General features: G+C 51.9%; 21 protein-coding genes, 1 pseudogene and 1 riboswitch. Of the genes and pseudogenes, 8 read left to right on the forward strand and 14 right to left on the reverse strand.

Annotation, left to right across the window (positions count from 1 at the left end; translation table 11 throughout):
• The first annotated feature begins 212 nt into the window (after positions 1 to 212).
• Together prlC and rsmJ are read left to right on the forward strand one after the other, a co-directional pair.
• Positions 213 to 2255 carry an oligopeptidase A gene (prlC, locus tag HV350_RS01285; protein WP_181629645.1) on the forward strand — a complete coding sequence of 681 codons (2043 nt, stop codon included), beginning with the start codon at positions 213 to 215 and terminating at the stop codon, positions 2253 to 2255.
• Between the two features lie 8 nt (positions 2256 to 2263).
• Positions 2264 to 3016, forward strand: coding sequence for a 16S rRNA (guanine(1516)-N(2))-methyltransferase RsmJ (gene rsmJ, locus HV350_RS01290; protein ID WP_049042429.1), 753 nt, complete (start codon positions 2264 to 2266; stop codon positions 3014 to 3016).
• Positions 3017 to 3114: 98 nt separating this feature from the next.
• Here the strand turns inward: rsmJ and HV350_RS01295 are convergent, their stop codons facing one another.
• From HV350_RS01295 to HV350_RS01325, 7 genes are all read right to left on the reverse strand, one after another.
• On the reverse strand, positions 3115 to 3402 hold the full coding sequence (locus HV350_RS01295; protein ID WP_029139725.1) for an HPr family phosphocarrier protein: 288 nt from the start codon (positions 3400 to 3402) through the stop codon (positions 3115 to 3117).
• 2 nt (positions 3403 to 3404) lie between these two features.
• Positions 3405 to 4577, reverse strand: a complete 1173-nt coding sequence (locus tag HV350_RS01300) for a mannitol dehydrogenase (RefSeq protein WP_019078100.1) — start codon at positions 4575 to 4577, stop codon at positions 3405 to 3407.
• Between the two features lie 17 nt (positions 4578 to 4594).
• Positions 4595 to 5293 carry a DeoR/GlpR family DNA-binding transcription regulator gene (locus tag HV350_RS01305; RefSeq protein ID WP_181629647.1) on the reverse strand — a complete coding sequence of 233 codons (699 nt, stop codon included), beginning with the start codon at positions 5291 to 5293 and terminating at the stop codon, positions 4595 to 4597.
• 39 nt (positions 5294 to 5332) lie between these two features.
• Positions 5333 to 5761: a PTS sugar transporter subunit IIA gene (locus HV350_RS01310; RefSeq protein WP_016157693.1), complete on the reverse strand. Its 429-nt coding sequence runs from the start codon at positions 5759 to 5761 to the stop codon at positions 5333 to 5335.
• Positions 5758 to 7206 (reverse strand): PTS mannitol transporter subunit IICB, encoded by a 1449-nt coding sequence (locus HV350_RS01315; RefSeq protein ID WP_181629648.1) that lies wholly within the window; start codon positions 7204 to 7206, stop codon positions 5758 to 5760. Before HV350_RS01315 ends, HV350_RS01310 begins: the two co-directional genes overlap by 4 nt.
• 30 nt (positions 7207 to 7236) lie before the next feature.
• Positions 7237 to 8046: a sorbitol-6-phosphate dehydrogenase subunit gene (locus tag HV350_RS01320; protein WP_016157691.1), complete on the reverse strand. Its 810-nt coding sequence runs from the start codon at positions 8044 to 8046 to the stop codon at positions 7237 to 7239.
• A 451-nt stretch (positions 8047 to 8497) separates the two neighbouring features.
• On the reverse strand, positions 8498 to 9697 hold the full coding sequence (locus HV350_RS01325; protein WP_181629650.1) for an NAD(P)/FAD-dependent oxidoreductase: 1200 nt from the start codon (positions 9695 to 9697) through the stop codon (positions 8498 to 8500).
• Positions 9698 to 9929: 232 nt separating this feature from the next.
• On the opposite strand from HV350_RS01325, the gene HV350_RS01330 reads away from it, so the two are divergent.
• On the forward strand, positions 9930 to 10433 hold the full coding sequence (locus tag HV350_RS01330) for an Rrf2 family transcriptional regulator (protein ID WP_016154877.1): 504 nt from the start codon (positions 9930 to 9932) through the stop codon (positions 10431 to 10433).
• Positions 10434 to 10633: 200 nt separating this feature from the next.
• On the opposite strand, the gene dtpB is transcribed toward HV350_RS01330, so the two are convergent.
• Both dtpB and uspA read right to left on the reverse strand, forming a co-directional pair.
• Positions 10634 to 12106 (reverse strand): dipeptide/tripeptide permease DtpB, encoded by a 1473-nt coding sequence (gene dtpB / locus HV350_RS01335; protein ID WP_019078104.1) that lies wholly within the window; start codon positions 12104 to 12106, stop codon positions 10634 to 10636.
• 281 nt (positions 12107 to 12387) lie between these two features.
• A complete protein-coding gene (uspA, locus tag HV350_RS01340; protein WP_003023368.1) occupies positions 12388 to 12825 on the reverse strand; it encodes a universal stress protein UspA in 438 nt (145 codons plus the stop codon).
• Positions 12826 to 13218: 393 nt separating this feature from the next.
• On the opposite strand from uspA, the gene uspB reads away from it, so the two are divergent.
• Positions 13219 to 13554 (forward strand): universal stress protein UspB, encoded by a 336-nt coding sequence (gene uspB / locus HV350_RS01345; RefSeq protein WP_003023371.1) that lies wholly within the window; start codon positions 13219 to 13221, stop codon positions 13552 to 13554.
• Positions 13555 to 13618: 64 nt separating this feature from the next.
• On the opposite strand, the gene pitA is transcribed toward uspB, so the two are convergent.
• Positions 13619 to 15118, reverse strand: a complete 1500-nt coding sequence (pitA, locus tag HV350_RS01350) for an inorganic phosphate transporter PitA (RefSeq protein WP_016154875.1) — start codon at positions 15116 to 15118, stop codon at positions 13619 to 13621.
• Between the two features lie 229 nt (positions 15119 to 15347).
• Between pitA and HV350_RS01355 the strand changes: the two genes are divergently transcribed.
• Positions 15348 to 16541, forward strand: a complete 1194-nt coding sequence (locus HV350_RS01355) for an NAD(P)/FAD-dependent oxidoreductase (protein WP_181629651.1) — start codon at positions 15348 to 15350, stop codon at positions 16539 to 16541.
• A 38-nt stretch (positions 16542 to 16579) separates the two neighbouring features.
• Here the strand turns inward: HV350_RS01355 and HV350_RS01360 are convergent, their stop codons facing one another.
• Positions 16580 to 17593: a magnesium transporter gene (locus HV350_RS01360; RefSeq protein ID WP_181629653.1), complete on the reverse strand. Its 1014-nt coding sequence runs from the start codon at positions 17591 to 17593 to the stop codon at positions 16580 to 16582.
• 55 nt (positions 17594 to 17648) lie between these two features.
• Positions 17649 to 17832, reverse strand: a riboswitch (M-box (ykoK) riboswitch).
• A 411-nt stretch (positions 17833 to 18243) separates the two neighbouring features.
• Here HV350_RS01360 and HV350_RS01365 point away from each other — a divergent pair.
• From HV350_RS01365 to HV350_RS01375, 3 genes are read left to right on the forward strand one after another with little or no spacing between them, the layout of a single operon-like run.
• A complete protein-coding gene (locus HV350_RS01365; RefSeq protein WP_016154872.1) occupies positions 18244 to 19311 on the forward strand; it encodes an HlyD family efflux transporter periplasmic adaptor subunit in 1068 nt (355 codons plus the stop codon).
• A complete protein-coding gene (rbbA, locus tag HV350_RS01370) occupies positions 19308 to 22055 on the forward strand; it encodes a ribosome-associated ATPase/putative transporter RbbA (RefSeq protein ID WP_047415903.1) in 2748 nt (915 codons plus the stop codon). The genes HV350_RS01365 and rbbA overlap by 4 nt, the downstream gene beginning before the upstream one ends.
• Positions 22055 to 23179: an ABC transporter permease gene (locus tag HV350_RS01375; protein ID WP_181629654.1), complete on the forward strand. Its 1125-nt coding sequence runs from the start codon at positions 22055 to 22057 to the stop codon at positions 23177 to 23179. Before rbbA ends, HV350_RS01375 begins: the two co-directional genes overlap by 1 nt.
• Positions 23180 to 23258: 79 nt before the next feature.
• Here the strand turns inward: HV350_RS01375 and nikR are convergent, their stop codons facing one another.
• From nikR to HV350_RS01385, 3 genes and pseudogenes are all read right to left on the reverse strand, one after another.
• Positions 23259 to 23660: a nickel-responsive transcriptional regulator NikR gene (gene nikR / locus HV350_RS01380; protein WP_005121550.1), complete on the reverse strand. Its 402-nt coding sequence runs from the start codon at positions 23658 to 23660 to the stop codon at positions 23259 to 23261.
• A gap of 14 nt (positions 23661 to 23674) precedes the next feature.
• Positions 23675 to 23755: pseudogene (nikE, locus tag HV350_RS26580) on the reverse strand (nickel import ATP-binding protein NikE); the annotation flags it as partial.
• Positions 23752 to 24612, reverse strand: coding sequence for a LysR family transcriptional regulator (locus tag HV350_RS01385; RefSeq protein WP_046274498.1), 861 nt, complete (start codon positions 24610 to 24612; stop codon positions 23752 to 23754). The gene HV350_RS01385 and the pseudogene nikE, both read right to left, overlap by 4 nt.
• Between the last annotated feature and the right edge of the window lie 17 nt (positions 24613 to 24629).

The raw sequence follows: 24629 nt of genomic DNA on the forward strand, positions 1-24629 counted from the left end.
GTAAACGTGTTCCAGGTTATAAACGTAGGCCCGAAAACAGCGCAATATCGGGCGAAAATAAAGCGTATCGCCACAGTATACAGAAAAGTCGTCACTGCCGCGAAAGCGCAACGCCTGGCATTGAAATCCTCTACACTTAACCCCATTGTACAAATTAATATGCACAGCGCCGGATACGCGCTTCATTCACTCTTTTCAACAGGACCGCGCTAATGACCAATCCATTGCTGACCCCCTTCGAACTGCCGCCATTTTCTAAAATTCAGCCTGAGCACGTTGTGCCTGCCGTGACTAAGGCGCTGAACGATTGCCGCGAAAACGTTGAGCGAGTGGTTGCGCAGGGCGCGCCGTACACCTGGGAAAATCTTTGTCAGCCGTTGGCGGAAGTTGACGATGTGCTGGGGCGTATTTTCTCTCCGGTTAGCCACCTGAACTCGGTGAAAAACAGCCCGGAATTGCGCGAAGCCTACGAACAAACGCTGCCGCTGCTGTCTGAATACAGCACCTGGGTTGGACAACATGAAGGTCTGTACAAAGCGTACCGCGACCTGCGTGACGGCGATCATTACGCCACCCTGAACACCGCACAGAAAAAAGCGGTCGATAACGCGCTGCGCGATTTCGAGCTTTCTGGTATTGGTCTGCCGAAGGAAAAACAGCTGCGCTATGGTGAGATTGCCACCCGCCTGTCTGAGCTGGGCAATCTCTACAGCAATAACGTCCTCGATGCCACGATGGGCTGGACTAAGCTGGTGACTGATGAAGCGGAACTCTCCGGCATGCCGGAAAGCGCGCTGGCGGCTGCAAAAGCCCAGGCTGATGCTAAACAGCAGGAAGGCTACCTGTTAACGCTGGATATCCCAAGCTACCTGCCGGTGATGACCTACTGTGATAACCAGGGGCTGCGTGAGGAGATGTATCGCGCTTACTCCACTCGCGCGTCTGACCAGGGGCCAAACGCTGGTAAATGGGACAACAGCCCGATAATGGAAGAGATCCTCGCGCTGCGCCACGAGCTGGCACAGCTGCTGGGCTTTGAAAGCTACGCTTTTAAATCTCTGTCCACCAAAATGGCGGAAAACCCGCAGCAGGTACTCGACTTCCTGACGGACCTGGCGAAACGTGCCCGTCCTCAGGGCGAGAAAGAGTTGGCTCAACTGCGCGCCTTCGCGAAAGCGAAATTTGGTGTCGATGAGCTGCAGCCGTGGGATATCGCTTACTACAGCGAGAAACAAAAACAGCACCTCTATAGCATCAGCGACGAGCAGCTGCGTCCATACTTCCCGGAAAACAAAGCCGTTAACGGCCTGTTTGAAGTGGTTAAACGTATTTACGGCATTACCGCTAAAGAGCGCACTGATGTTGACGTCTGGCACCCGGAAGTACGTTTCTTCGAACTGTATGACGAAAACAACGAACTGCGCGGCAGTTTCTATCTTGACCTGTATGCCCGTGAACATAAACGTGGCGGGGCGTGGATGGACGACTGCGTCGGCCAGATGCGTAAAGCCGACGGTACGCTGCAAAAGCCTGTTGCCTACCTGACCTGTAACTTTAACCGCCCGGTGAACGGCAAACCCGCGCTGTTTACCCACGATGAAGTGATCACCCTGTTCCACGAGTTCGGCCACGGTCTGCACCATATGCTGACCCGTATCGAAACTGCCGGTGTTTCAGGTATCAACGGCGTGCCGTGGGATGCGGTCGAACTGCCGAGCCAGTTTATGGAAAACTGGTGCTGGGAGCCCGAAGCGCTGGCATTTATCTCTGGTCACTTTGAGACAGGTGAGCCGCTGCCCAAGGCGTTGCTGGATAAAATGCTGGCGGCGAAAAACTACCAGGCGGCACTGTTTATTCTGCGTCAACTGGAGTTTGGCCTGTTTGATTTCCGTCTGCATGCGGAGTTTAACCCACAGCAAGGGGCGAAAATCCTCGAAACGCTGGCGGAAATTAAAAAGCAGGTCGCCGTGGTGCCGGGCCCAACGTGGGGTCGCTTCCCGCATGCCTTCAGCCACATTTTTGCTGGTGGCTATGCGGCGGGTTACTACAGCTACCTGTGGGCCGACGTGCTGGCGGCGGATGCATTCTCTCGCTTTGAAGATGAAGGGATTTTCAACCGTCAAACCGGACAATCGTTCCTCGATAACATTCTCACCCGTGGTGGTTCTGAAGAGCCGATGGAACTGTTCAAGCGCTTCCGTGGCCGTGAGCCGCAACTGGATGCAATGCTGGAGCATTACGGGATTAAAGGCTGATTATTCACGTGAAAATCTGCTTAGTAGATGAAACAGGCGCCGGAGACGGCGCCTTATCTGTTCTTGCCGTCCGCTGGAATCTTACGCACGATGAAGATAACCTGATGGCGCTGGTGATGACACCGGAACATCTGGAACTGCGCAAACGTGATGAGCCCAAACTCGGCGGTATCTTCGTGGATTTCGTTGGCGGTGCGATGGCCCATCGGCGCAAATTTGGCGGTGGTCGCGGCGAAGCGGTGGCGAAGGCGGTTGGCATTAAAGGCGATTACCTGCCGGATGTGGTCGATGCGACTGCAGGGCTGGGGCGCGATGCGTTTGTGCTGGCCTCAGTAGGCTGCCGCGTGCGAATGCTGGAACGTAACCCGGTCGTGGCGGCGCTGTTGGATGATGGCCTGGCGCGAGGGTATGCTGACCCGGAAATCGGTCCGTGGCTGCAGGAACGTTTACAACTGATCCACGCCTCAAGCCTGACGGCGTTAACCGATATCACCCCGCGTCCGCAGGTGGTGTACCTCGACCCGATGTTCCCGCATAAGCAGAAAAGTGCGCTGGTGAAAAAAGAGATGCGCGTGTTTCAGTCGTTGGTGGGGCCGGACCTGGATGCGGATGGGCTGCTGGAGCCTGCGCGTCAGCTAGCCACTAAACGTGTGGTAGTGAAGCGCCCGGATTACGCGCCGCCGCTGGCGGATGTCGCCACGCCGAACGCGGTAGTCACGAAAGGGCATCGGTTTGATATTTACGCGGGGACTCCTGAATAGCCTTTCCACTTAACTCGATCGTGGGTGGTGGTCATCATAATGCTCCCAAATCTTCGGATGTTGGCGCTTATTTAAAAATAAGCGCCAATGATATTAGCTTATTCACCTAAACCATTTTCGATTTCGGCGCTAAGTTTTTGTAATGCAATTTGGGCATCTTCACCCAGGAATACGATATTGACTTCATGGCCTTTTTTTATACCCAGGGACATGAGAGCCATTAGACTCTTTGCATTTACGTATTTATCACTTCTTGCAAGATTTGCGATCTTAACTTCACATTTAAAGGGTTTTAATGTCGCAACCAGGTTTGCTCCTGGACGAGCATGTAGACCATGCTCATTTTTTATGATGAAACGAGCATTGCAATTGGCATCAGGCATCATAATTAACACTGTGTCGTTGGAATTAAATTTTCAGCATCCAGCGCTAAATATTGCTGTGCAACATTAAGCGTCACAGGGTGATTTTTAGGTAAGCCAATGATTTCGGCAGCGGTAGTCAGCAATCCCATTCGTTGCATTTTCTGTTGCAGTTTGACAGAGGCTTGATCGTCTTCGGCATAATAAGCAAGGCCGCAAGCGATCGCTTTTGTGAGGGGGGTGTAATCGAGGTCGTGTTTAAGACAAAGTTGCACTACACCCATTAAGCGATCCTGATAAGCCAATTTCCGAATAGGATCATAGGCGACACGATGAATCGAATCCGGGAGTTCGTTTTTAGCTTTAGGTAAGTACTCCAGATCTTTTAATGCTTCACGCGTGATTTGTGGGTATTCGGTCATTACCGCAGTAATTGTGACATCGTGTACCGCATTGGCCAAATCTGAAACCTGAGGATCGGCTGAGGCATCAGGAATGGTTTTGTAACCTTTCAGGTGTCCATACCAGGCGGTAGTAGCGTGAGGGCCATTGATGGTAAATACTTTGATGTCTTTAAGCATTTCCAGATGTTCGCGTGGCTCTAGCCATTCCACACCACTGATGTCGTTATAAAGAGGAGTTTGAATGATCAATGAGGCAACGGCGGTGCTGTCTATCTGGGTTGCGTAGTGCGTTTTGGCATCGGTGGAGCGTCTGACAATTGAGTCGCGGATCGCTACGTGGGTGTCGAACCATTGACGCGCTTCAGCAGATGGGATTGCGTCACGGTACCAGCCTTCAATATCTTTAATAATATGATTTTTATTTGTCAGGCAAATTAATGACATTTTTTTGTTTGGGTCAATATGATATTGATGCTCAAAACATTTGCCAAGATACTGAGCGGATTCTGCAAAATCCTCTGGATAAAGTGGACACATAATGACAGAAGACTCAAGAAAGTCATTCATGACAGAATAGTTGTCATCGGTCAAAAAAGCATTAAAGTTGGTGATCTCGTGTAAAATGATGTCATCAGTACGAAAAACCTGAACGGTATATTTGTTTTCACGGTTCAGTTCATCAATAACTCGTTGGTCTTTATCCAGAAAGGTTATATCCCAGCCAGCATTGTCAAACGTTTCGCCCACAAAGCCTTTACCAAGGCGGCCAGCGCCTATAATTAATACGCGTTTCATTATAACTCCTCATATTATTAGATATCCTTGCTCGTGAATATATGACTTATATCCTTGAGTGAGGACACCACGAAATTAGATCTGGTCTCAAGTTTTTCTTCGGTTACAAGAATGGCAACTTCATTTGAGACTTCAGCCATTTTTTGTTTGGTATAACACTCATCCAGATCGGGAATAGTTACACCGACTTCACTGTCAACATGCGCAACACCCATAAAGTATATATCCGGGCGAATAGCATTTAATTCACGAATAGTTTCAGCACCAATTAAAACCAAAGAGTTTTTATAAAGCCTGCCCCCTAATCCTATAACCTCTACATTCTTGTAATCACTTAATAAATGCAGAATAGGGATGTTATTAGAAACAACAGTGCATTTTAAATCTTTGGGTATTAGCTTTATGAGTTCGTAGTTAGTTGTTCCTCCGTCAATTAAAATGACGCTATTTTCTTTAATTAAATGTACGGCTTTCTTTGCCAGCTTTACTTTCTCACTGGTGTTCAGATCCTGCCGGATATTAAACTCAGTGATGGCAGGCCCGACGCGTATTGCGCCACTATGAACACGATGAATTACTCCTTGATTCGCAAGCTCATTTAAGTCGCGTCTTATGGTGTCCTCAGAAACCTTAAGACGCTCACTTAATTTACTGACAACAATCTTTTTCTCTTTCTCAAGTATTTGAAGAATAATATCTTGTCTTGCCGCTTTCATCGTAATGACTCATTTTATTCAGAGAATAATGAGTATATCTTAGATGTTTAGCACTTGTAAAATATATTCTATGGAATTAGCGGTTCGTAATGCCTGAACATTCTTTTCTTCAATGCAAATTAAGGCGATTTTATTTAACAAGTCCATATGTTCGCCTTCTTTACCCGCGATACCTATGGTTATATAGGCAGTATTTCCATCACCAAAGTCTATACCGTCAGGAAACTGTACTAAAGAAATGCCTGACTTAATGATTTCGCAATCTGAACCATCCGTACCATGTGGTATTGCTAAACCATTGCCTAAATAAGTTGAAACAATCTCCTCTCTGAGTTTCATTCTCTGAACGTATTTATCTGTCACATAGCCATTCATTTTCAGAATATTTCCAGTAAGGGTTATAGCTTCAAATTTATCGTTGGCATGTGCATTAAGAATAATGTTCTCGGGGATAAAGATGTCACTCATGCTGGCACCTCTTCATGGTTTTCATGATTATGCGATTTTATAAACGCAACTGTTTCGTCATAATCACTCAACTTAATAAAGTTATTAACGGTCATAAACTCAGTATCGGTGTTTTCACAGCTTAATTTTGCGCGCTCAAGGAGCCCAGATAAAGTAATTACCATATCGTAGTCTCTACCCACTCGGTTTGCTGAATCGTTAATAACCTTAATATAGCCGAGCCCTTCTTCTTGTAGTCGTTTACGTAGAACAGAAGCGCCCATTGCGCTAGAACCCATCCCGGAATCACATGCGACCAATATACGTTGCACCTTTTTTACGCTGGTATTGGATAAGCCCGGGACAAAATCAGCCACAGATTTAACCTGACGCCCGCCGACAGTCACTGGGCTTTCATCATCATCTTCTGAACCGGGGCTGATTTTAAGTATTAACCAGCCCAGCGCGCATGACACGATAAACCCTGCGCTGATGGACACCAGATTGGCAACGATGGCGCTTTTCGGCGTCATCATGGCGATAGCGATTAAACTGCCTGGAGATGCAACGCCGATCAACCCGCCTTCCATGATGACTTGTAAGAATAAGGAGACGGCAAGTCCTCCCATTGTGGCGAATACCAGTAATGGATTTGCCAGCACAAACGGAAAATAGACTTCACCGATCCCCGCTATACCTGCAATAAACATCGCCATCGGTGCTGTTTTCTTCGCGCGTCCACGTCCAAACAGGGCTATCGCCATTAATGTTCCGAGCAGTGGGCCATTATTGGTATCTACCAGGAACATGATTGATTTACCCAGTTCGGGAACCTGGGCGAAACCAATTGGTGCGAGAATGCCGTGGTTAACCACATTATTCAGGAACAGAACCTGAGCGGGCGCCATAAACACTGACAGTAAAGGGAGTAAATTATTGCTGGTACACCAGTTTACCCCTGACGTGATAATGACAATCAGCAGGCGGATAACCGGCCCAACGGTCATATAGGCGAAAATAGCGCATATCAGGCCAATAATTCCGAGACTGAAATTATTGACGAACATTTCAAATCCCGGCTTAATTTTGTCCTGCACTTTGTGGTCAAATTTCTTCAACAGCCAGGAAGAGAGTGGCCCCATGACCATCGCCCCACTGATCATCGTGATTTCTGACCCGACGATAACGCCCATTGTCGCGAATGCAGCAATGACCCCTCCACGTTGACCGTGGATGTTATATCCTGCGGTATAGCCAATCAGTAATGGAAAAAGGTAATTCAGGATTGGGCCAACCATTTCACCTAATTTTTCATTAGGGAACCAGCCATTAGGGATAAAGATGGCGGCCATTAAACCCCATCCCACAAACGCTCCCAGATTCGGCATAACCATGCCGCTCATAACTCCACCAAACTTTCTAATTTTTGCTAACGCAGGGCTATTGGCAATTCGACTGTTCCCCATGGTCGGCTCCATTCTTATATTGATGAGTGATTAATGATGCGATTTACCGCCGGTAATATTGATTACGGACCCGGTGATATAAGAAGAATGATCGGAAACCAGGAAAGAGATCAGGTCGGCAATCTCTTCAAGTTTCCCCGGACGACCAAGAGGAATAATGCCTTTATAGTCTTTATGAACATGATTTGGATCGGTTCCTCGTGTGTAAGCCAGCGCCCGGAAATTGGCTTCGCTGTTCATTGGCGTTGGTACATTGATGGCTGGCTCAACGCTAACAACGCGCACATTGTGGGGGCCCAACTCTTTCGCCCATGAAAATGTGAAGGCGTTAACGGCGGCTTTCGTTGCGGAATAGCAGCTCTGCCCGCGTGAACCCTGAACACCAGCTTCAGAAGTCATATTGATAATGACGCCTGATTCTTGTTCGACCATCTGGCGCCCAATGGACTGCGATACCAGAAAAACAGCTTTCTGGTTAACGTTGACCATAAAGTCGAAATCATCTTCGCTCAGTTCATATTCTGGTTTTTCTTTAAATACATCGACTAACAGGCGTGGACGGCTGACACCAGCATTGTTGACTAAACCGTCTATATGACCAAACCTCTTTACCACTGAGGCCGTGAGCTGCTCAACTTCTGTTTTTTTGGTCACATCGCATTTGATGAAGATGATGTCGTCGAACTGGCTGAAGTTTTTATTGGGTGATAAATCGGCATAAACCACGGTTGCACCGTTGGCGTAGAGATTCTCAACCATTTTTTCACCCAGGCCCATACTGCCACCCGTCACGACCACGACTTTACCGGAAAGATCCAACCACTTTGTTGCTTGATCCATTTACGTTCTCCCACTTTTCACGATTGACTGACAGCAGCTGCCTGGGTATTTGACATTCGATGCCCGCAGCATATTGTTTACATGTTTATGCGGTTTTTTGCGTGTTTATAATCTATGCGCAGAAAAACGCATTGCCTACGAAGATCGTTGATTTTTGCGATGCTAATCACGGGATACATTTTAAATTCTTTTAATTCAGTTATTTGCTTATATTTCTTGTGTTTTGCGTAAAGGATCGCATTTCTGGTGTGTACGATTGTTAATCGATTCATTAATGCGTTTATTTGCGCGTTTTCTTTTTTAATGCGTCTTTATGCGTGATTAAAATTGAGGGGAATAATTGATAAAGAAGCATGTATATAACTGATGGGGCATTGCTGGGGAGGTTGTATGGCACTGGCGACTTCCTGACAGAGTGATTGTCCGTCAGGAAGACTATGTTTACTGGAGGTTAGACAAACGGTGCGTATGGGTCAGCCATCTCAAATGCGACGGCTCTTTCCGCTTTCGGCGGATAAATCAGTTCACTGACAATCGATACTTTCAGTTTCTTCGCTTCTGCGCGAGTGAGTTTGACCTGTTGATCCCATCCTTCGGTATACACCGCGCCCCACACGCCGAGATCCAGACAGGTGACGTACATCTCCTGACGGTACGGTGAAGGTTCTACACCTAGCAGGCTTGCAGCGGCGTTATTACCGGCAAATTTACCCAACAAAATAGCGTGCTGGCAGGTCATTAACGCATGGTTGCCTTTGTCATCGGTGGCGGCGTAGGCCACATCGCCAGTGGCGTAGATATCATCATGACCCACGACCTGCAGATTGGCATTCACATGCAGGCGGCCCTGTCGATCGCGCGGGGCGTTAATCTGTGCTGTCAGGTTATTGGCCTGCACACCGACGGTCCAGATAACTGTTTGAGAGGCAATAACCTGCCCATCTTTCAGCGTTACGCCGCCAGCATCCACGCTTTCTACTTCTGCATTTACCAACCATTCGATGCCCAGTTCAGCGGAGGCTTCGATTATCACGTCGCGTAATTCCTGGCTCCAGCGCCCGGCAGGCTGAGCACCGCGTTCAACTACGACCACTCTGGTCTTAGCATCGGCACCCAGAATCTCACGCAGACGACCAGGCAATTCCAGCGCCATCTCAATCCCGGTAAAGCCGCCGCCACAGACCACCACCGTATTGCGAGCCTCACTTTCCGGCTGTAATGCCAGGTCTGTAATGTGCTGCTCCAGTGCGGTGGCGCTCTCGAGCTGGTCGAGGTCAAACGCATGCTCGGCTGCACCGACAACGGCGTCGCGGTTAACGTGACTCCCGCTGGCGAGCACCAGGCGGTCGTAGCGGCGCAGATGAATTTCACCGTTGGCATCTTTCCAGCTCACCTCTTTAGAGTCCGGGATGATCTGCTCGACGTGACCTTGCAGGAAGTTGACGCCGGTAACGTCAAACAAGGGTTGCAGTGGGGCGACCAGGGTTTGTACGGCGCGTTCATAAAAGCGTGGGCGGACACGCAGCTCTGGCTGTGGTGCAATTACTGTAATATCAATGGCCTGCTGATGTTTATCCGCCAGTCGTGCGGCGCTTAATGCTGCCCACATACCGGCAAAGCCGGCGCCCACGATCAGAATTCGTTTACGCATTGGGGGGTTCTCTCTGGTGACTACGAATAATTTACTCGGATTTTATTTGTCGCAGTTAAGAATTGCAATGCGATCAGGATCCTTTTTGTCCTGATGTCGTAGGGTGTTTAATTATCTATTTGATAAATATATGATTAAAGTTTTTATATAAATATGGGTTGTGCTGCTGTCTGGAATGAATGAGACGAAAAAGCTACAATTAACTCAGATTCATTTTGGCTGAGATAAGAGAATGGCATTTTACAGTTCCGGGGTTGAGTACGGCATTCATAGCCTGATGTGTATGGTCGACAGCAAGGGCGACGCGCGGGATATGAGTGTGCGGGAAATTGCCGAGCTGCAAAGCGTGCCGTACGACTACCTGGCGAAAATTTTCACCCGTTTATCGAAAGCGGGCCTGGTGCGCAGTATTGAGGGAAAGGGCGGCGGTTTCCAGTTGGCTAAACCTGCTGAACACATTACGGTGCTGGACGTGGTGAATGCCATTGATGGCGATAAGCGCATCTTTGAGTGTCGTGAGATTCGCCAGCGGCTGGCGGTATTTGAGGAGCATCCGCCGGAGTGGGCCTGTGAAGGCATTTGTGGTGTGCGCTCGGTAATGGATATGGCTCAGCAGCGAATGGAAGAAGCGCTCGGTCAGCATACGATTCTGGATTTGGCGCGCAAAATGTACCGCAAAGCGCCGGACACTTTTGTGGTCGAAGTTCAGGAGTGGATTAACGCGCGCAAAGGGTAGCGATTGAAAATGCCCGGTGCTTATCCTCGGTGAGAAGCGCTTTCCGCTGGCGTGATAAGACCGAAGTCTTAATCAACGCAATATCGTTCATGGTCATGTCCATTCATGATGACCTGTTTGTATAAACTACGCTCTTACAATGCAGGACTTAAAAGGCAAAAAAAACCGCGATGTGACTCGCGGTTAATGTTAAAAAAAGCTTATTTACTGCTATCTGGCGTATTAATCATTCGGTTCAGCCAGGGCACCATAATCGCCATCACCACCGTGACAGCCAGGGTGACCAGGCCTATCTTGCTGAAGACGTTGGTGTAGATAGGCAGCGTTTGCAGCGGGTCGGTGATGTTCTCCGGTACGGCAGTAAACGTGGCGACATACCCGCCCATCAGGAAGGCGGCGGCTTGCGTCAGGAACCACATCCCGAGAATAAAGCCCATCAGGTGCTGCGGCACGAGAGCGGCGACCATCGCCAGTCCCAGGGCACTAATCAGCAGTTCACCCAGGCTCTGGAACAGATATACCAGCACGATAAACCACGGCGACGTCAGCCCCTGCGCATCCGCAAACCACATCCCGGCAGCGGCTGCCGTCAGGAAGCCCAACGAGCACAGGAACATACCGAGCGTAAATTTCATCGGCATAGTCAGGTCTTTGCCTTTGTTTCCCAGACGGGTATAGATCGCGGCCAGTACCGGACTTGCCAGCACCACCCAGAACGGGTTCAGCGCCTGGAAGCTCACTGGGTTAATGGCGAAACCGAGAATTTCATGGTGCACGTTATTGATAGCAAAGAAGTTCAGCGATGTCGGCATCTGCGCGTACAGCACGTAGAACACAACCGCTTCCAGCATCAGGATGAAGGCCACGAACATCTTGTTGCGCCCGGTTTTATCCAGTTTGAATGCCTGACGGAAGAAGATGATAGTCACGGCAATCGACAGGACGATCAGCACCAGGTTGGCAATCTGCACGTTGTGCATCAGCCAGGCGCATATAAATACCATCACTACCGTACCGGCCAGCACGTACAGCAGATTACGGAAATTCAGCGGCTTATGGTCTGGCTCAGAACCGATATTTTTTACCATCCCACGGCAGGCAAAGTAGACCAGCAGCGCGACGATAAGCCCGGCCCCGCACAGGTTGTAGGTCACCGCGTAGCCAAACTTATCGGCAATCACCGGCGCCAGCGACAGCGACAGCAACGAACCGATGTTAATCGACATATAAAACAGGGTGAAAGCACCGTCCAGACGGGCGTCTTTTGGTGGATAGCATTTTGACAACAGGCTTGCCGGGTTGGCTTTAAACAGCCCGTTACCGACGGCAATGGTACCCAAAGCAATAAAGATCAGATCGGGCTTGAGCAGCGACATCCCGGTCATGAAGTAGCCGATTGCCAGCACAATGGCACCGAGAACCAGCGTGCGCTTGGTGCCTAACAGGTGGTCGCCGACGTAGCCGCCGATCGAGATCAGGCCGTAGACCAGCGCAGCAAAGGCACCAAAGGTGACAAATGCCTGTTCCTGTGAAAATCCTAGCTGCTTAACAAAGAATACCGCCAGGATGCCCTGAACGCCGTAATAGCCAAATCGTTCCCATAATTCTACAAAGAAGATCATGAAGAACGGACGAGGTTGCTGCAGCAAGCCCGTAGGTGCAGTTTTATTCATATTCCATCGCCTTTCAAAGCCATCCCGAAAAGTATGAACGCGTATGCTTAAACGCGCCGAAAAAGTCTTATTTTGTTATAGACTGCGGCTATTGGCCGCGAGAGTAGAGTATTATAGAGATGGTTTTCGATCCAATTAGTTGATCACACTAATTATTATTTGTTTGTTGGATTGATGTACTAATTGTGTCCGAATGATAAAAACAAAAACGCCCGCACAGGCGGGCGTTTACAGGCTTAACTACTTGCGGCAGGCCGGGCTATATCCCGGCGGCAAGCATTTTATGCTTCTTCGTCGTCACGCAGCGGAACAATCAACATGTCGACGTGGACGGTGTTGATCAGTTGGCGCGCGGAGGACATCAGTTTGCTCCAGAAATCCTGGTGGTGACCACAAACGACCAGATCCATGTCGTATTTTTTGATGGCATCAACCAGAACCTGACCCAGGTCGCCGCTACCGCTCAGGGTTTCGGTGATTGGGTAGCCTGCGTTGGTGGACAGCTCGGTTAACGCGTGGTGGGTTTCTTCAGAAATGCGTTTCTGCATGTCGCCCAGATTCACGTCGATAAGGCCGGTGTACAGGTCGGAATAGTTTACGTCAACGTGGATAAGGGAAACTTTAGCATTGTAAGGCCGCGCCATAGAGACCGCTTTTTCAACCAGAACTTTGCTTTCCGGAGAAAGATCAACCGCGATAAGAATATGTTTATAAGCCATAGTGTTACTCCTTCCATAAGTTGTCGATGACTAGCCTGCTGGCGTTTCTCTGCCGCCGCGTCATCCGCGTCCTGCGAACCTTGTGCGCGGGGCTAGCCCAGTCGTAAAAACGTACCATATAAGGACTATCCTTACATTATAGCGACCAGAATAATCCGTCAATCCGCCTTGCTTGCCAAGCAGTTAAACAAATTTTTTAGTTAATTGCATTGATAGCGATTAACCTTCTGGCAAAAAAATTAACTAATCTCCTACACTATCTAGAGGGGCGTTCGAATGCGTGATACTAATACGAACGGTTTCTTCAGTACTCTTCACTGAATGGTTTGGCAGGGTATCGGGGAGCGGTAGTCCCGGAAAGGAGTTCCGTGGGCGGGTCGCCGGGGAGGGGGTATGATAAGCACCATTGCATTGTTCTGGGCTTTATGTGTCGTTTGCATTGTTAATATGGCGCGCTATTTTTCTTCGCTACGCGCACTGCTAGTGGTACTTCGTGGTTGCGATCCATTGCTTTACCAGTATGTCGATGGAGGGGGCTTTTTTACCTCGCATGGGCAACCGAACAAGCAGATGCGTCTGGTGTGGTATATCTACGCTCAGCGTTACCGCGATCATCATGATGATGAATTTATTCGCCGCTGTGAGCGGGTTCGCGGTCAGTTCATTCTCACCAGCGCGCTATGCGGCCTGGTGCTAATCAGCATGGTTGCGCTGATTATCTGGCACTGATTCCAACGACAGATACAAAAAAAGCGGGCCAGTTTCCTGACCCGCTTTTTTACCGCGCATTCGCTTAGATAAGCTTCAGGGAGAGCCAGTACAGCCCGCCGGAAAGAAGAATTGCTGCTGGCAGGGTGAAGACCCAAGCCATCAGAATGCTGGTCACCGTTTTACGTTGCAAACCGCCGCCATCAACAACCATTGTTCCCGCAACGGAAGAGGAGAGAACGTGTGTGGTGGAAACGGGCATACCGGTGTAGCTGGCAAGACCGATAGAGACTGCGGCGGTCATCTGCGCCGACATCCCCTGGGCATAGGTCATGCCTTTCTTACCGATTTTCTCACCGATAGTGGTTGCCACGCGACGCCAGCCAATCATCGTACCAATACCCAGCGCCAGTGCGACGGCCATAATGATCCAGATAGGCGCGTACTCAATGGTGCTCAGCATGTCAGATTTCAGTTTCTTCAGCAGACGCTGATCGTCAGCGCTTACGCCAGGCAGCTTAACCACTTTATCGGTGGTATCAGAGATGCACAGCATAATACGGCGCAACTGACCACGCTGTTCGACGCTTAACTTGTCGTAGGTTTCCAGATTCGCCAGCATACCTTTCGCACGTTCCAGCGCGTTGATGGTATTCGCCGGGTGGCAATGGAACTCGGTCGGCGTCGCTGGTGCCGCGTCCGTCGGGGACGGAATCAGCTGGTCTACGCCTGTGGCCTGTTTAAGCAGGTCAGGGCGCTGCTGGAAGAAGACTTCGACGTTATTGATTGCATCGCGGGTACGGGTAATTTCGTAACCGGAAGCATTCATATTCACCACGAAACCTGCTGGCGCTACGCCAATCAGCACTAGCATCACCAGACCAATGCCTTTCTGACCATCGTTCGCGCCGTGGGAGAACGCCACGCCGATAGCGGAGAGGATCAGTGCAATACGCGTCCAGAACGGCGGCTTTTTCTTTCCGTCTTTCTTTTCACGTTCTGCCGGCGTCAGGTGGATACGGGCACGTTTTTTCGTACCGCTCCAGTAGCGACGCAGAATGAAAATAAGACCACCTGCAACCACCAGACCGACAATAGGTGAGATGATAAGCGAGGCAAAAATACCGATAACTTTCGGGATGTTAAGTGCATCCACCACCGAGGTGCCGTTCATCAGCGCATTGGTTAAACCAATACCGATAATGGCGCCAATCAGCGTATGGGAGCTGGATGCAGGCAGACCAAAGTACCAGGTACCCAGGTTCCAGATAATTGCCGCCAACAACATGGAGAACACCATGGCGAGGCCATGTGACGATCCCATATTAAGCAGCAGATCCGTTGGTAACATATGCACGATGGCATACGCCACGCTGAGACCGCCCAGCAAAACACCAAAGAAGTTGAACACCGCAGCCATGACCACCGCCAATTGCGAACGCATTGCACGGGTATAGATCACAGTTGCGACAGCATTGGCTGTATCATGGAAGCCATTAATTGCTTCGTAGAACAGCACGAAAGCCAGAGCAAGCAATAGTAAAAGCCCGGTATGTAAATCCAGGCCAGCAAACAAATGTAGCATAGGACGTTACGCCATTTTGAGGACATGAACGCGGCGCATTATCAGTGACTTTGGCGGCGCGGGCAAAGTGAAATATAGAGTTTTTTTGATTTGTCTCCTGCTTTGTTTTACACCACTAAAGAATTATCCTATATATTTCAGATAAATACCCTTTATCGGTAGTTTGGTGCTGGTGCGACCACTGAGGAATCTTTACAATTCACTCCCGCTTTTTAGAGAGGATAGCAACGTGGAAAGGTTTGATACCGTTATTATAGGCGCTGGCGCAGCGGGTATGTTTTGTGCCGCGCAGGCAGGACAAGCAGGTAGTCGCGTACTGCTAATTGATAATGGTAAAAAGCCAGGGCGCAAGATTCTCATGTCTGGCGGGGGCCGCTGCAACTTTACCAACCTTTATGTCGAGCCGGCTGCGTATTTGAGCCAAAACCCGCATTTTTGCAAATCGGCGCTGGCGCGTTATACACAGTGGGATTTTATCGATCTGGTGGGTAAGCACGGTATTGCCTGGCATGAAAAAACGCTAGGCCAGCTTTTCTGCGATGATTCCGCCCAGCAAATTGTCGATATGCTGGTGGATGAGTGTGAAAAAGGTAACGTAACTATGCGGTTACGTAGCGAAATCCTGAGCGTTGAGCGAGATGGTGACGATTTTGTCCTGGAATTGAATGGGATGAGTGTCGGCACGAAAAAGCTGGTTATCGCCTCCGGTGGTCTCTCTATGCCGGGTCTTGGCGCGACGCCGTTTGGTTATAAAATTGCGGAACAGTTCGGCCTGAACGTTTTGCCTACGCGCGCAGGTCTGGTGCCTTTCACCTTACATAAGCCGCTACTGGAGCAGCTTCAGGTGCTCTCTGGCGTATCCGTTTCTTCCGTTATCACCGCCGAGGACGGCACCGTATTTCGTGAAAACCTGCTCTTTACGCACCGCGGGCTTTCTGGTCCGGCCGTGCTGCAGATTTCCAGTTTTTGGCAGCCAGGTGAATTTGTCAGCATTAATTTGTTGCCGGATGTTGACCTCGCGAGCTTCCTCGATGACCAACGTAGCGCACACCCTAATCAAAGCTTAAAGAACACCCTGGCAATGCAGTTGCCAAAGCGTCTGGTGGAATGCTTACAGCAGTTAGGGCAAATCCCGGATGTCTCGCTGAAGCAGCTTAATGTGCGCGATCAGCAAGCGCTGGTTGAGACGCTGACCGAGTGGCGGGTGCAGCCGAACGGTACGGAAGGGTATCGTACCGCTGAAGTCACGTTGGGCGGCGTCGATACCAACGAGCTGTCATCGCGCACGATGGAAGCGCGCAAAGTACCGGGACTCTACTTTATCGGCGAAGTCATGGACGTCACCGGCTGGCTGGGCGGCTATAACTTCCAGTGGGCGTGGTCGAGCGCCTGGGCATGCGCGCAGGATTTGGCTCCTGCCTGACCGTGGTGCCCGACAACCTGGGCTGCCGGGCGTTATCATTAGTTCAGACCAAGAAAATACTGGGCGATTTTAAAGTAGATAATCAACCCAGTACCGTCGATAAGCGTGGCGATAAACGGGGCGGAAACCACGGCGGGATCAATGCCGATACGCTTGAGCACCATGGGGATCACTGATGACACCACGGCGCTCCACAACGTAATGCAAACCAGCGTCAGGCTGACGATTAGCGTGATTTCCACTCCGATACCCATCATCCACGCGCGCAAGCAGCCTGCCAGACCCAGCGTCAGGGCGATCAGCAGCGAAGTTGAAACTTCTTTGCGGATCACCCGACCCATATCGCGCAGCCGCACTTCTCCCAGCGCCATTGAACGTACCAGCGTTGAGGTGATCTGCGTACCGCTGTTGCCGCCAGTACCAATTAATAGTGGAATAAAAAAGGCCAGTGCAATAGCAGATTCCAGCGCCTCTTCAAAATGTTGAAGAACGCTGCTGGTATAGGCCTCTGCGACAAAAAGTAGCAGGAGCCAGACAGAACGTTTTTTCCACAATGTCCACGGGCTAATCTCCAGGTAGGGTTTTTCCAGCGGCAACGTTGCCCCCTGAAGCTGAACATCTTCGGTAACATCATCTTCCTGTAGATGAGCGATCTCTTTTTCCATCAGACAACCGACCAGCTCACCTTTCTCAACGACAGCCACCAGATCGAGTTCGCGTTCGGCTAACTCGGCAACGACCTGTGCCCGTTCATCATCAGGCTTTACATGAAACAAACAACTGTCCGTAAGATGGTTGATGCTCAACGATGTATCTTTTTCCTGCAATAAGCGCTTGATGGATAACACCCCGCGCAGCGCTTTTCCAGATACAACAAAGACCTGGCCTGGAATATCATCCGTTGTGAGCTGGGAGACAAAGTATTCACGAGCGCCGTTCACGCTGAGATGATCCGGCAGGGTAATAAAATCGGTGCGCATATATTGCGCGATAGCATCGCCATTGAAATCCGGCATAGGATGATGGGCGGCGCAGAGTGGCATAGATGACATGGTGTAATTCCCTATAAAAATCTCTCATAGGGGCGAACAAGACAGGGTTAGCGCAGGCGGATCCCTACGTCCTGGTTTTAGCACTGAACAACGTATCTGCCCGATGGTGAAATCGTCAGAAGTTACCTTGGCAACACCTTGATTCGATGGATGCCTGTATTTCCCTGAGTGGCCTCTCTCGATACCAGCAGGGCGGTAACTTGTATTTGTACAGGAGCCTCGCCATAACGAGATCGGTAAATGAGCCACTATTATAGCGATGTCTAATTATTGATTATGTTTATAGTTGTGAATGTTTATCAATCGTTGATATACGAAATATTCCCTGTGCCAGAGCGCGATAGGGCTGAAGTGGAAACTACAACCGAATAGACATATTGAATCCAGGTGTTAGTATTCAATAGATAGCAGTTATGAGTATGCGTGTTTCATTTCCGGCCAGGAACGCTGATGAAGACAACATTACTACCCGATTTCACAGCATTTTCGTCATTCACTTCCTGCGCGGCGCAGGTTGCCTTAACGCCTGTCCGCTCTCTGGCCATGGTTTCTTATTCCTTCTCATCCCGGATGGAATCTCCCGCTGAATAGCTATTCAGTGGGCTTTGTGACACGCATCGTTTGATAACAGGGATTACGGCGGGTCGAATATGGATAAGTTTAAGCGTCATGTGATGTGGTGGGGGGCGGGCACCCTGGTCGTGGTGGCTGCGATAGCATGGTGGATGCTCCGTCCTGCCGGAATACCGGAGGGGTTCGCAGCCAGCAACGGCAGAATTGAAGCCACCGAAGTGGATATTGCTACCAAGATTGCCGGGCGAATTGACACGATCCTTGTGTCGGAAGGGCAGTTCGTTCGTCAGGGCGAGGTGTTGGCGAAAATGGATACTCGCGTGCTGCAGGAGCAGCGGCTGGAAGCGATCGCGCAAATCAAAGAGGCCGAAAGCGCGGTGGCGGCGGCGCGAGCGCTGCTGGAACAGCGGCAAAGTGAAATGCGCGCCGCGCAGTCGGTAGTAAAACAGCGCGAGGCGGAGCTGCAGTCGGTTTCTAAACGCCACGTGCGTTCCCGTTCGCTATCCCAGCGTGGGGCCGTGTCTGAGCAACAACTGGATGACGATCGGGCCGCGGCAGAAAGCGCACGTGCGGCGCTGGAATCCGCAAAGGCGCAGGTCTCAGCGGCAAAAGCCGCAATTGAAGCCGCTCGCACTAGCATCATTCAGGCGCAAACCCGCGTAGAAGCCGCGCAGGCCACCGAACGTCGTATTGCGGCTGATATTGATGACAGTGAGCTGAAAGCCCCGCGCGATGGTCGCGTGCAGTACCGCGTTGCTGAACCGGGTGAGGTGCTTTCTGCGGGGGGGCGCGTCCTGAATATGGTCGATCTCAGCGATGTCTACATGACGTTCTTCTTGCCTACCGAACAGGCTGGCTTACTGAAGATTGGCGGCGAAGCGCGTCTGGTGCTGGATGCCGCACCGGATCTGCGTGTTCCGGCGACCATCAGCTTTGTGGCAAGCGTCGCGCAGTTCACACCGAAAACGGTCGAAACCAGCGATGAGCGGCTGAAGCTGATGTTCCGCGTTAAAGCGCGTATCCCGCCAGAGCTATTGCAGCAGCATCTCGAGTACGTGAAAACCGGTCTGCCGGGCATGGCGTGGGTGCGTGTCGATGAAAATCGAGCCTGGCCTGACGACCTGATGGTGAGGTTGCCGCAATGACGCATCTGGCGCTGGTTCCCGTTCCTCCCGTGGCGCACCTTGACGGCGTGAGTCAGCATTACGGGAAAACGGTAGCGCTGAACAATATCACGCTGGATATCCCCGCCCGCTGTATGGTGGGGCTGATTGGCCCGGATGGCGTCGGAAAATCAAGCCTGCTGTCGCTCATCTCCGGCGCGCGAGTCATTGAACACGGTAACGTGATGGTGCTGGGCGGCGATATGCGCGACCCGAAACATCGCCGGGATGTCTGCCCGCGCATTGCCTGGATGCCGCAGGGGTTGGGGAAAAACCTGTACCACACGCTGTCGGTGTATGAGAACGTCGATTTCTTTGCCCGGCTGTTTGGCCATGACAAAGCGGAGCGCGAAGCGCGGATTACCGAGCTGCTGAACAGCACCGGACTGGCGCCGTTTCGCGATCGTCCGGCCGGGAAACTCTCGGGTGGGATGAAGCAAAAGCTGGGGCTGTGCTGCGCGTTGATCCATGACCCAGAACTGTTAATTCTCGATGAACCTACCACCGGGGTCGACCCGCTGTCCCGCGCCCAGTTCTGGGATCTGATTAACAGCATTCGCCAGCGGCAGACCAACATGAGCGTGCTGGTTGCGACCGCCTACATGGAAGAAGCCGAGCGCTTTGACTGGCTGGTGGCGATGAACGCCGGGGAGGTGCTGGCCACCGGGAGCGCGCAGCAGCTACGCGAAAAAACCAACACCGACACGCTGGAGCAGGCGTTTATCGCGCTGTTACCCGAAGCCCAGCGTCAGGCGCATAAGCCAGTGGTGATCCCGCCGTATCACGCTGAGCAGGAAGAGATTGCCATCGAGGCGAAAGATCTGACCATGCGCTTCGGCAAGTTCGTGGCCGTTGACCACGTTAACTTTCGTATTCCGCGCGGGGAAATCTTCGGTTTTCTCGGCTCCAACGGCTGCGGTAAATCCACCACCATGAAAATGCTCACCGGGCTGCTACCCGCAAGTGAAGGTGAGGCGTGGCTGTTTGGGCAAGCGGTTGACCCGAAGAATATCGATACCCGTCGCCGGGTAGGCTATATGTCGCAGGCGTTTTCGCTCTACAGCGAGCTGACCGTACGGCAAAACCTCGAGCTACACGCGCGGTTGTTCCATATCCCCGAAGCAGAAATCCCGGGGCGGGTACAAGAAATGAGTGAGCGCTTTTCGCTGACCGATGTCGAAGACGCGTTGCCTGGCGCGCTGCCGTTGGGGATCCGTCAACGCCTGTCGCTGGCGGTGGCGGTGATCCATCGCCCGGAGATGCTCATTCTCGATGAACCAACCTCCGGGGTCGATCCGGTGGCGAGAGACATGTTCTGGCAACTGATGGTCGATCTGTCGCGTCAGGATAAAGTGACCATTTTTATCTCCACCCATTTTATGAACGAAGCGGAGCGCTGCGACCGCATGTCGCTGATGCACGCCGGAAAAGTCCTGGCCAGCGGTACGCCGCAGGAGCTGGTGAAACAGCGTGGTGCCGCCAGTCTGGAAGAGGCGTTTATCTCCTGGTTACAGGAAGCGGCAGGTCCGGCGCCGGAGGCTCAGTTACCGCCAGCCAATGTCCCGGCAGTGCATGAAAACAGTCAGCCGCCGCACCAGGGATTTAGCCTGCGGCGCTTGTTCAGCTACAGCCGCCGCGAAGCGCTGGAGCTGCGACGTGACCCGGTACGTTCAACGCTGGCGCTGATGGGCACGGTGATCCTGATGCTGATCATGGGCTACGGCATCAGCATGGATGTGGAAAACCTGCGTTTTTCGGTGCTCGATCGTGATCAGACAGTCAGCAGCCAGGCGTGGACGCTGAATCTGGCGGGATCGCGCTATTTTATCGAGCAGCCGCCGCTCACCAGCTATGACGAGCTGGACAAACGGATGCGCTCGGGCGAAGTCGCGGTAGCCATAGAGATCCCGCCAAATTTTGGCCGCGATATCGCGCGTGGAACGCCGGTGAAGATTGGCGTCTGGGTCGATGGCGCAATGCCGAGCCGTGCGGAAACGGTCAGAGGCTACGTGCAGGCGATGCACCAGACCTGGCTGCAGGATGTGATGGCGCGTCAGCCAAATACCAGCGGGCAAAACGGATTGATGACCATTGAAACTCGCTATCGTTACAACCCGGATGTGAAAAGCCTGCCAGCGATTGTTCCGGCGGTGATCCCGCTGCTGTTGATGATGATCCCCTCCATGCTCAGCGCTCTGAGCGTGGTGCGTGAGAAAGAGCTGGGGTCGATTATCAACCTGTACGTGACGCCCACTACCCGCAGCGAGTTTTTACTCGGCAAACAGTTGCCTTACATCGTGCTGGGCATGCTGAACTTCCTGCTGCTGTGCGCGCTGTCGGTGTTTGTATTCGGCGTCCCGCATAAGGGGAGTTTTGTGACCCTGACGCTGGCCGCGCTGCTGTACGTCACCATTGCCACCGGGCTGGGATTGTTAATTTCCACGTTTATGAAAAGTCAGATCGCCGCCATTTTTGGTACGGCGATTATTACGCTGATCCCGGCGACGCAGTTTTCCGGGATGATCGACCCGGTCGCCTCGCTGGAAGGGCCGGGACGGTGGATTGGCGAAATTTACCCAACCAGCCATTTTCTGACCATCGCGCGCGGGACGTTCTCTAAAGCGCTGGATCTGACCGATCTCTGGCCGCTGTTTATTCCGCTGGCGGTAGCCATTCCAGTGGTCATTGGTCTGAGCGTATTGCTGCTGAAAAAACAGGAGGGGTGATGCGCCGATTACGGAATATTTATAACCTCGGCATCAAAGAGTTACGCAGCCTGCTGGGTGACAAAGCGATGCTGACGCTGATCGTCTTCGCCTTCACGGTCTCGGTTTACTCTTCTGCGACCGTTCTGCCTGGGTCGCTGCACCTGGCGCCGATTGCCATTGCCGATATGGACCAGTCGCAGTTGTCGAATCGCATTGTGAACAGTTTTTATCGTCCGTGGTTTTTACCGCCGGAGATGATTACCGCCGATGAGATGGATGCCGGGCTGGATGCCGGGCGCTATACCTTCGCTGTGAATATTCCGCCTGATTTTCAGCGCGATGTACTGGCCGGACGGCAGCCGGATATCCAGGTTAACGTCGATGCCACGCGAATGAGCCAGGCCTTTACTGGCAACAGCTATATCCAAAATATCATCAGTGGCGAGGTGAACAGCTTTGTGTCGCGTTACCGCGAAAACAGCGAGCTGCCGGTGGCGCTGGAAATGCGTATGCGCTTTAACCCTAATCTGGAACCCGCCCGCTTTGGCGCGGTGATGGCGATTATCAACAACATCACCATGCTGGCGATTGTGCTTACCGGGTCGGCGCTGATTCGCGAGCGTGAGCACGGGACCATTGAGCACCTGCTGGTGATGCCAGTGACGCCGTTTGAAATCATGATGGCAAAAATCTGGTCGATGGGGCTGGTGGTGCTGGTGGTTTCCGGTCTGTCGCTGATGCTGATGGTAAAAGGTGTGCTTGGCGTACCGATTGAAGGCTCGATACCGCTGTTTATGCTGGGAGTGGCGCTGAGCCTGTTCGCCACCACATCAATCGGCATTTTTATGGGCACGCTGGCGCGCTCCATGCCACAACTGGGGTTGCTGATGATTCTGGTACTGCTGCCGTTACAGATGCTCTCCGGCGGCTCTACACCGCGTGAAAGCATGCCACAGGCGGTGCAGGACATTATGCTGACGATGCCGACTACCCATTTTGTTAGCCTTGCGCAGGCGATTCTTTACCGCGGCGCAGGGTTTAACATTGTCTGGCCGCAGTTCCTGACGCTGCTGGCGATTGGCAGTACGTTCTTCCTGATAGCGCTGCTGCGTTTCAGAAAGACGATTGGCACGATGGCGTAAATACTATTGCCGGATGGCGGCTGCGCCTTATCCGGCCTACAAACGGGAATGAATGTAGGCCGGGCAACATAACAGGCAATTACTCTTCTTTCGGCAGGCACTGCAGATGACCGTGGCGCACGCCGCGCTGGGAAATCACGTCATCGGCAAAATGCTGCACATCGCCCATGTCACCTTTTAGCACAGCGATTTCCAGACAGTCGTCATGGTTGATGTGCACGTGCAGTGTGGCGACTGATAAATCGTGGTGGTGATGTTGGGTGGAAACAATACGGCTCGCCAGGTCACGCTTCTCATGCTCATAAACATACGAGAGCACTGCGAATCCCTGAGTGCCGTGCTCCTGGGTGGTTTCCTGCGCCAGTGCGCCGCGCAGAATATCGCGGATCGCTTCGGAACGGTTGTTATAGCCACGGCGCTGGCTCAAGCTGTCGAGCGTTTCCAGTAAATCGTCATCGAGGGTAATGGTGACTCGTTGCATCTGCAATTAACCTTTCATGTGGCGCGTGGGCGCACAGGGAGTAAGGGGAATAGCGTATTTTGTAACACACGTCCGGCATCCGGGGAAAAGGTTAATGCTCTCGCAATAAACGCAGCAGGGTTGTTACCTGTTCATCCAGCGGCGCGAGCGTGTCTTTGACGATCAGATGCAGCGGGGTGGCACGGCGAGCGCCATGGCTTAACGGCAGCGGTCGTAATAGCCCCTGCTCAAGCTGCTGCTGAATTCGCTCCTCAGGCAACCAGCCGTAACCGACCTGATACATCACCGCCTCAATCGCGGCATCAATGGTCGAGAAGGTCCAGGCATCGCGCACCGCTTGCTGCGGGGTGTCGCGATCGGCAATGCGAATCAGCGGCCACGCGCGTAATGCGTCTTCATCCAGCGGCGCATCCAGCATGCAGAGCGGGTGATCGCGGTGGGCAACGGCCACGAAGTCAATATTCATCAGCCATTCGCCGCGGCCGGTGATATCCTGGCGTCGGGTCAGGACCATCACGTCCGCATCGGCATGCGCTGCCAGTCGATCGTCACCATTCTCCAGTACTTCGGTCAAACGTACCTGCGTCTGCGGCCACGCCTGCTGAAACTGCTTGAGGATCGCGAACAGGCGTTTGCGTGGGAAGATGCTATCTACCATGAAATCCAGCCGCGTTCGCGTGCCGTTTTGCAACGTTGCTGCCCGGGTTTCCACCCATAAAAAGGACTTCAGTAACGGTTTGACCTGGCCCAACAGTAGCTCTCCCGCAGGGGTTAATACCGCCCTGCGACCTTCCGGCGTCAGCAGCGTCACGCCAAGCCGCTCCTGCAGTAGCGCCAGATTGTAGCTCACCGAAGACTGGCTACGGTTGGTCTCTTCCGCAGCTTTCGCAAAGCTGCCCAGCTCCACGACTTTCTCCAGTAAGGCCCATTGCTCCAGCGTTGTCTTGTGCATAACTCATCTAAAAATTG

Source organism: Citrobacter sp. RHBSTW-01013 (assembly GCF_013781985.1).
Taxonomy (GTDB): Bacteria; Pseudomonadota; Gammaproteobacteria; order Enterobacterales; family Enterobacteriaceae; genus Citrobacter; species Citrobacter braakii.

What these genes read in the sequence shown, in the direction of transcription:
- HV350_RS01330 (WP_016154877.1), top strand. Translation starts at nt 9,930, where the DNA reads ATGGCATTTTACAGTTCCGGGGTTGAGTACGGCATTCATAGCCTGATG.
- HV350_RS01385 (WP_046274498.1), bottom strand. Translation starts at nt 24,612, where the DNA reads ATGCACAAGACAACGCTGGAGCAATGGGCCTTACTGGAGAAAGTCGTG.
- uspA (WP_003023368.1), bottom strand. Translation starts at nt 12,825, where the DNA reads ATGGCTTATAAACATATTCTTATCGCGGTTGATCTTTCTCCGGAAAGC.
- HV350_RS01300 (WP_019078100.1), bottom strand. Translation starts at nt 4,577, where the DNA reads ATGAAACGCGTATTAATTATAGGCGCTGGCCGCCTTGGTAAAGGCTTT.
- HV350_RS01320 (WP_016157691.1), bottom strand. Translation starts at nt 8,046, where the DNA reads ATGGATCAAGCAACAAAGTGGTTGGATCTTTCCGGTAAAGTCGTGGTC.
- dtpB (WP_019078104.1), bottom strand. Translation starts at nt 12,106, where the DNA reads ATGAATAAAACTGCACCTACGGGCTTGCTGCAGCAACCTCGTCCGTTC.
- pitA (WP_016154875.1), bottom strand. Translation starts at nt 15,118, where the DNA reads ATGCTACATTTGTTTGCTGGCCTGGATTTACATACCGGGCTTTTACTA.
- HV350_RS01295 (WP_029139725.1), bottom strand. Translation starts at nt 3,402, where the DNA reads ATGATGCCTGATGCCAATTGCAATGCTCGTTTCATCATAAAAAATGAG.
- rbbA (WP_047415903.1), top strand. Translation starts at nt 19,308, where the DNA reads ATGACGCATCTGGCGCTGGTTCCCGTTCCTCCCGTGGCGCACCTTGAC.
- prlC (WP_181629645.1), top strand. Translation starts at nt 213, where the DNA reads ATGACCAATCCATTGCTGACCCCCTTCGAACTGCCGCCATTTTCTAAA.
- HV350_RS01305 (WP_181629647.1), bottom strand. Translation starts at nt 5,293, where the DNA reads ATGAAAGCGGCAAGACAAGATATTATTCTTCAAATACTTGAGAAAGAG.
- uspB (WP_003023371.1), top strand. Translation starts at nt 13,219, where the DNA reads ATGATAAGCACCATTGCATTGTTCTGGGCTTTATGTGTCGTTTGCATT.
- HV350_RS01315 (WP_181629648.1), bottom strand. Translation starts at nt 7,206, where the DNA reads ATGGGGAACAGTCGAATTGCCAATAGCCCTGCGTTAGCAAAAATTAGA.
- HV350_RS01310 (WP_016157693.1), bottom strand. Translation starts at nt 5,761, where the DNA reads ATGAGTGACATCTTTATCCCCGAGAACATTATTCTTAATGCACATGCC.
- HV350_RS01375 (WP_181629654.1), top strand. Translation starts at nt 22,055, where the DNA reads ATGCGCCGATTACGGAATATTTATAACCTCGGCATCAAAGAGTTACGC.
- HV350_RS01365 (WP_016154872.1), top strand. Translation starts at nt 18,244, where the DNA reads ATGGATAAGTTTAAGCGTCATGTGATGTGGTGGGGGGCGGGCACCCTG.
- HV350_RS01325 (WP_181629650.1), bottom strand. Translation starts at nt 9,697, where the DNA reads ATGCGTAAACGAATTCTGATCGTGGGCGCCGGCTTTGCCGGTATGTGG.
- nikR (WP_005121550.1), bottom strand. Translation starts at nt 23,660, where the DNA reads ATGCAACGAGTCACCATTACCCTCGATGACGATTTACTGGAAACGCTC.
- HV350_RS01360 (WP_181629653.1), bottom strand. Translation starts at nt 17,593, where the DNA reads ATGTCATCTATGCCACTCTGCGCCGCCCATCATCCTATGCCGGATTTC.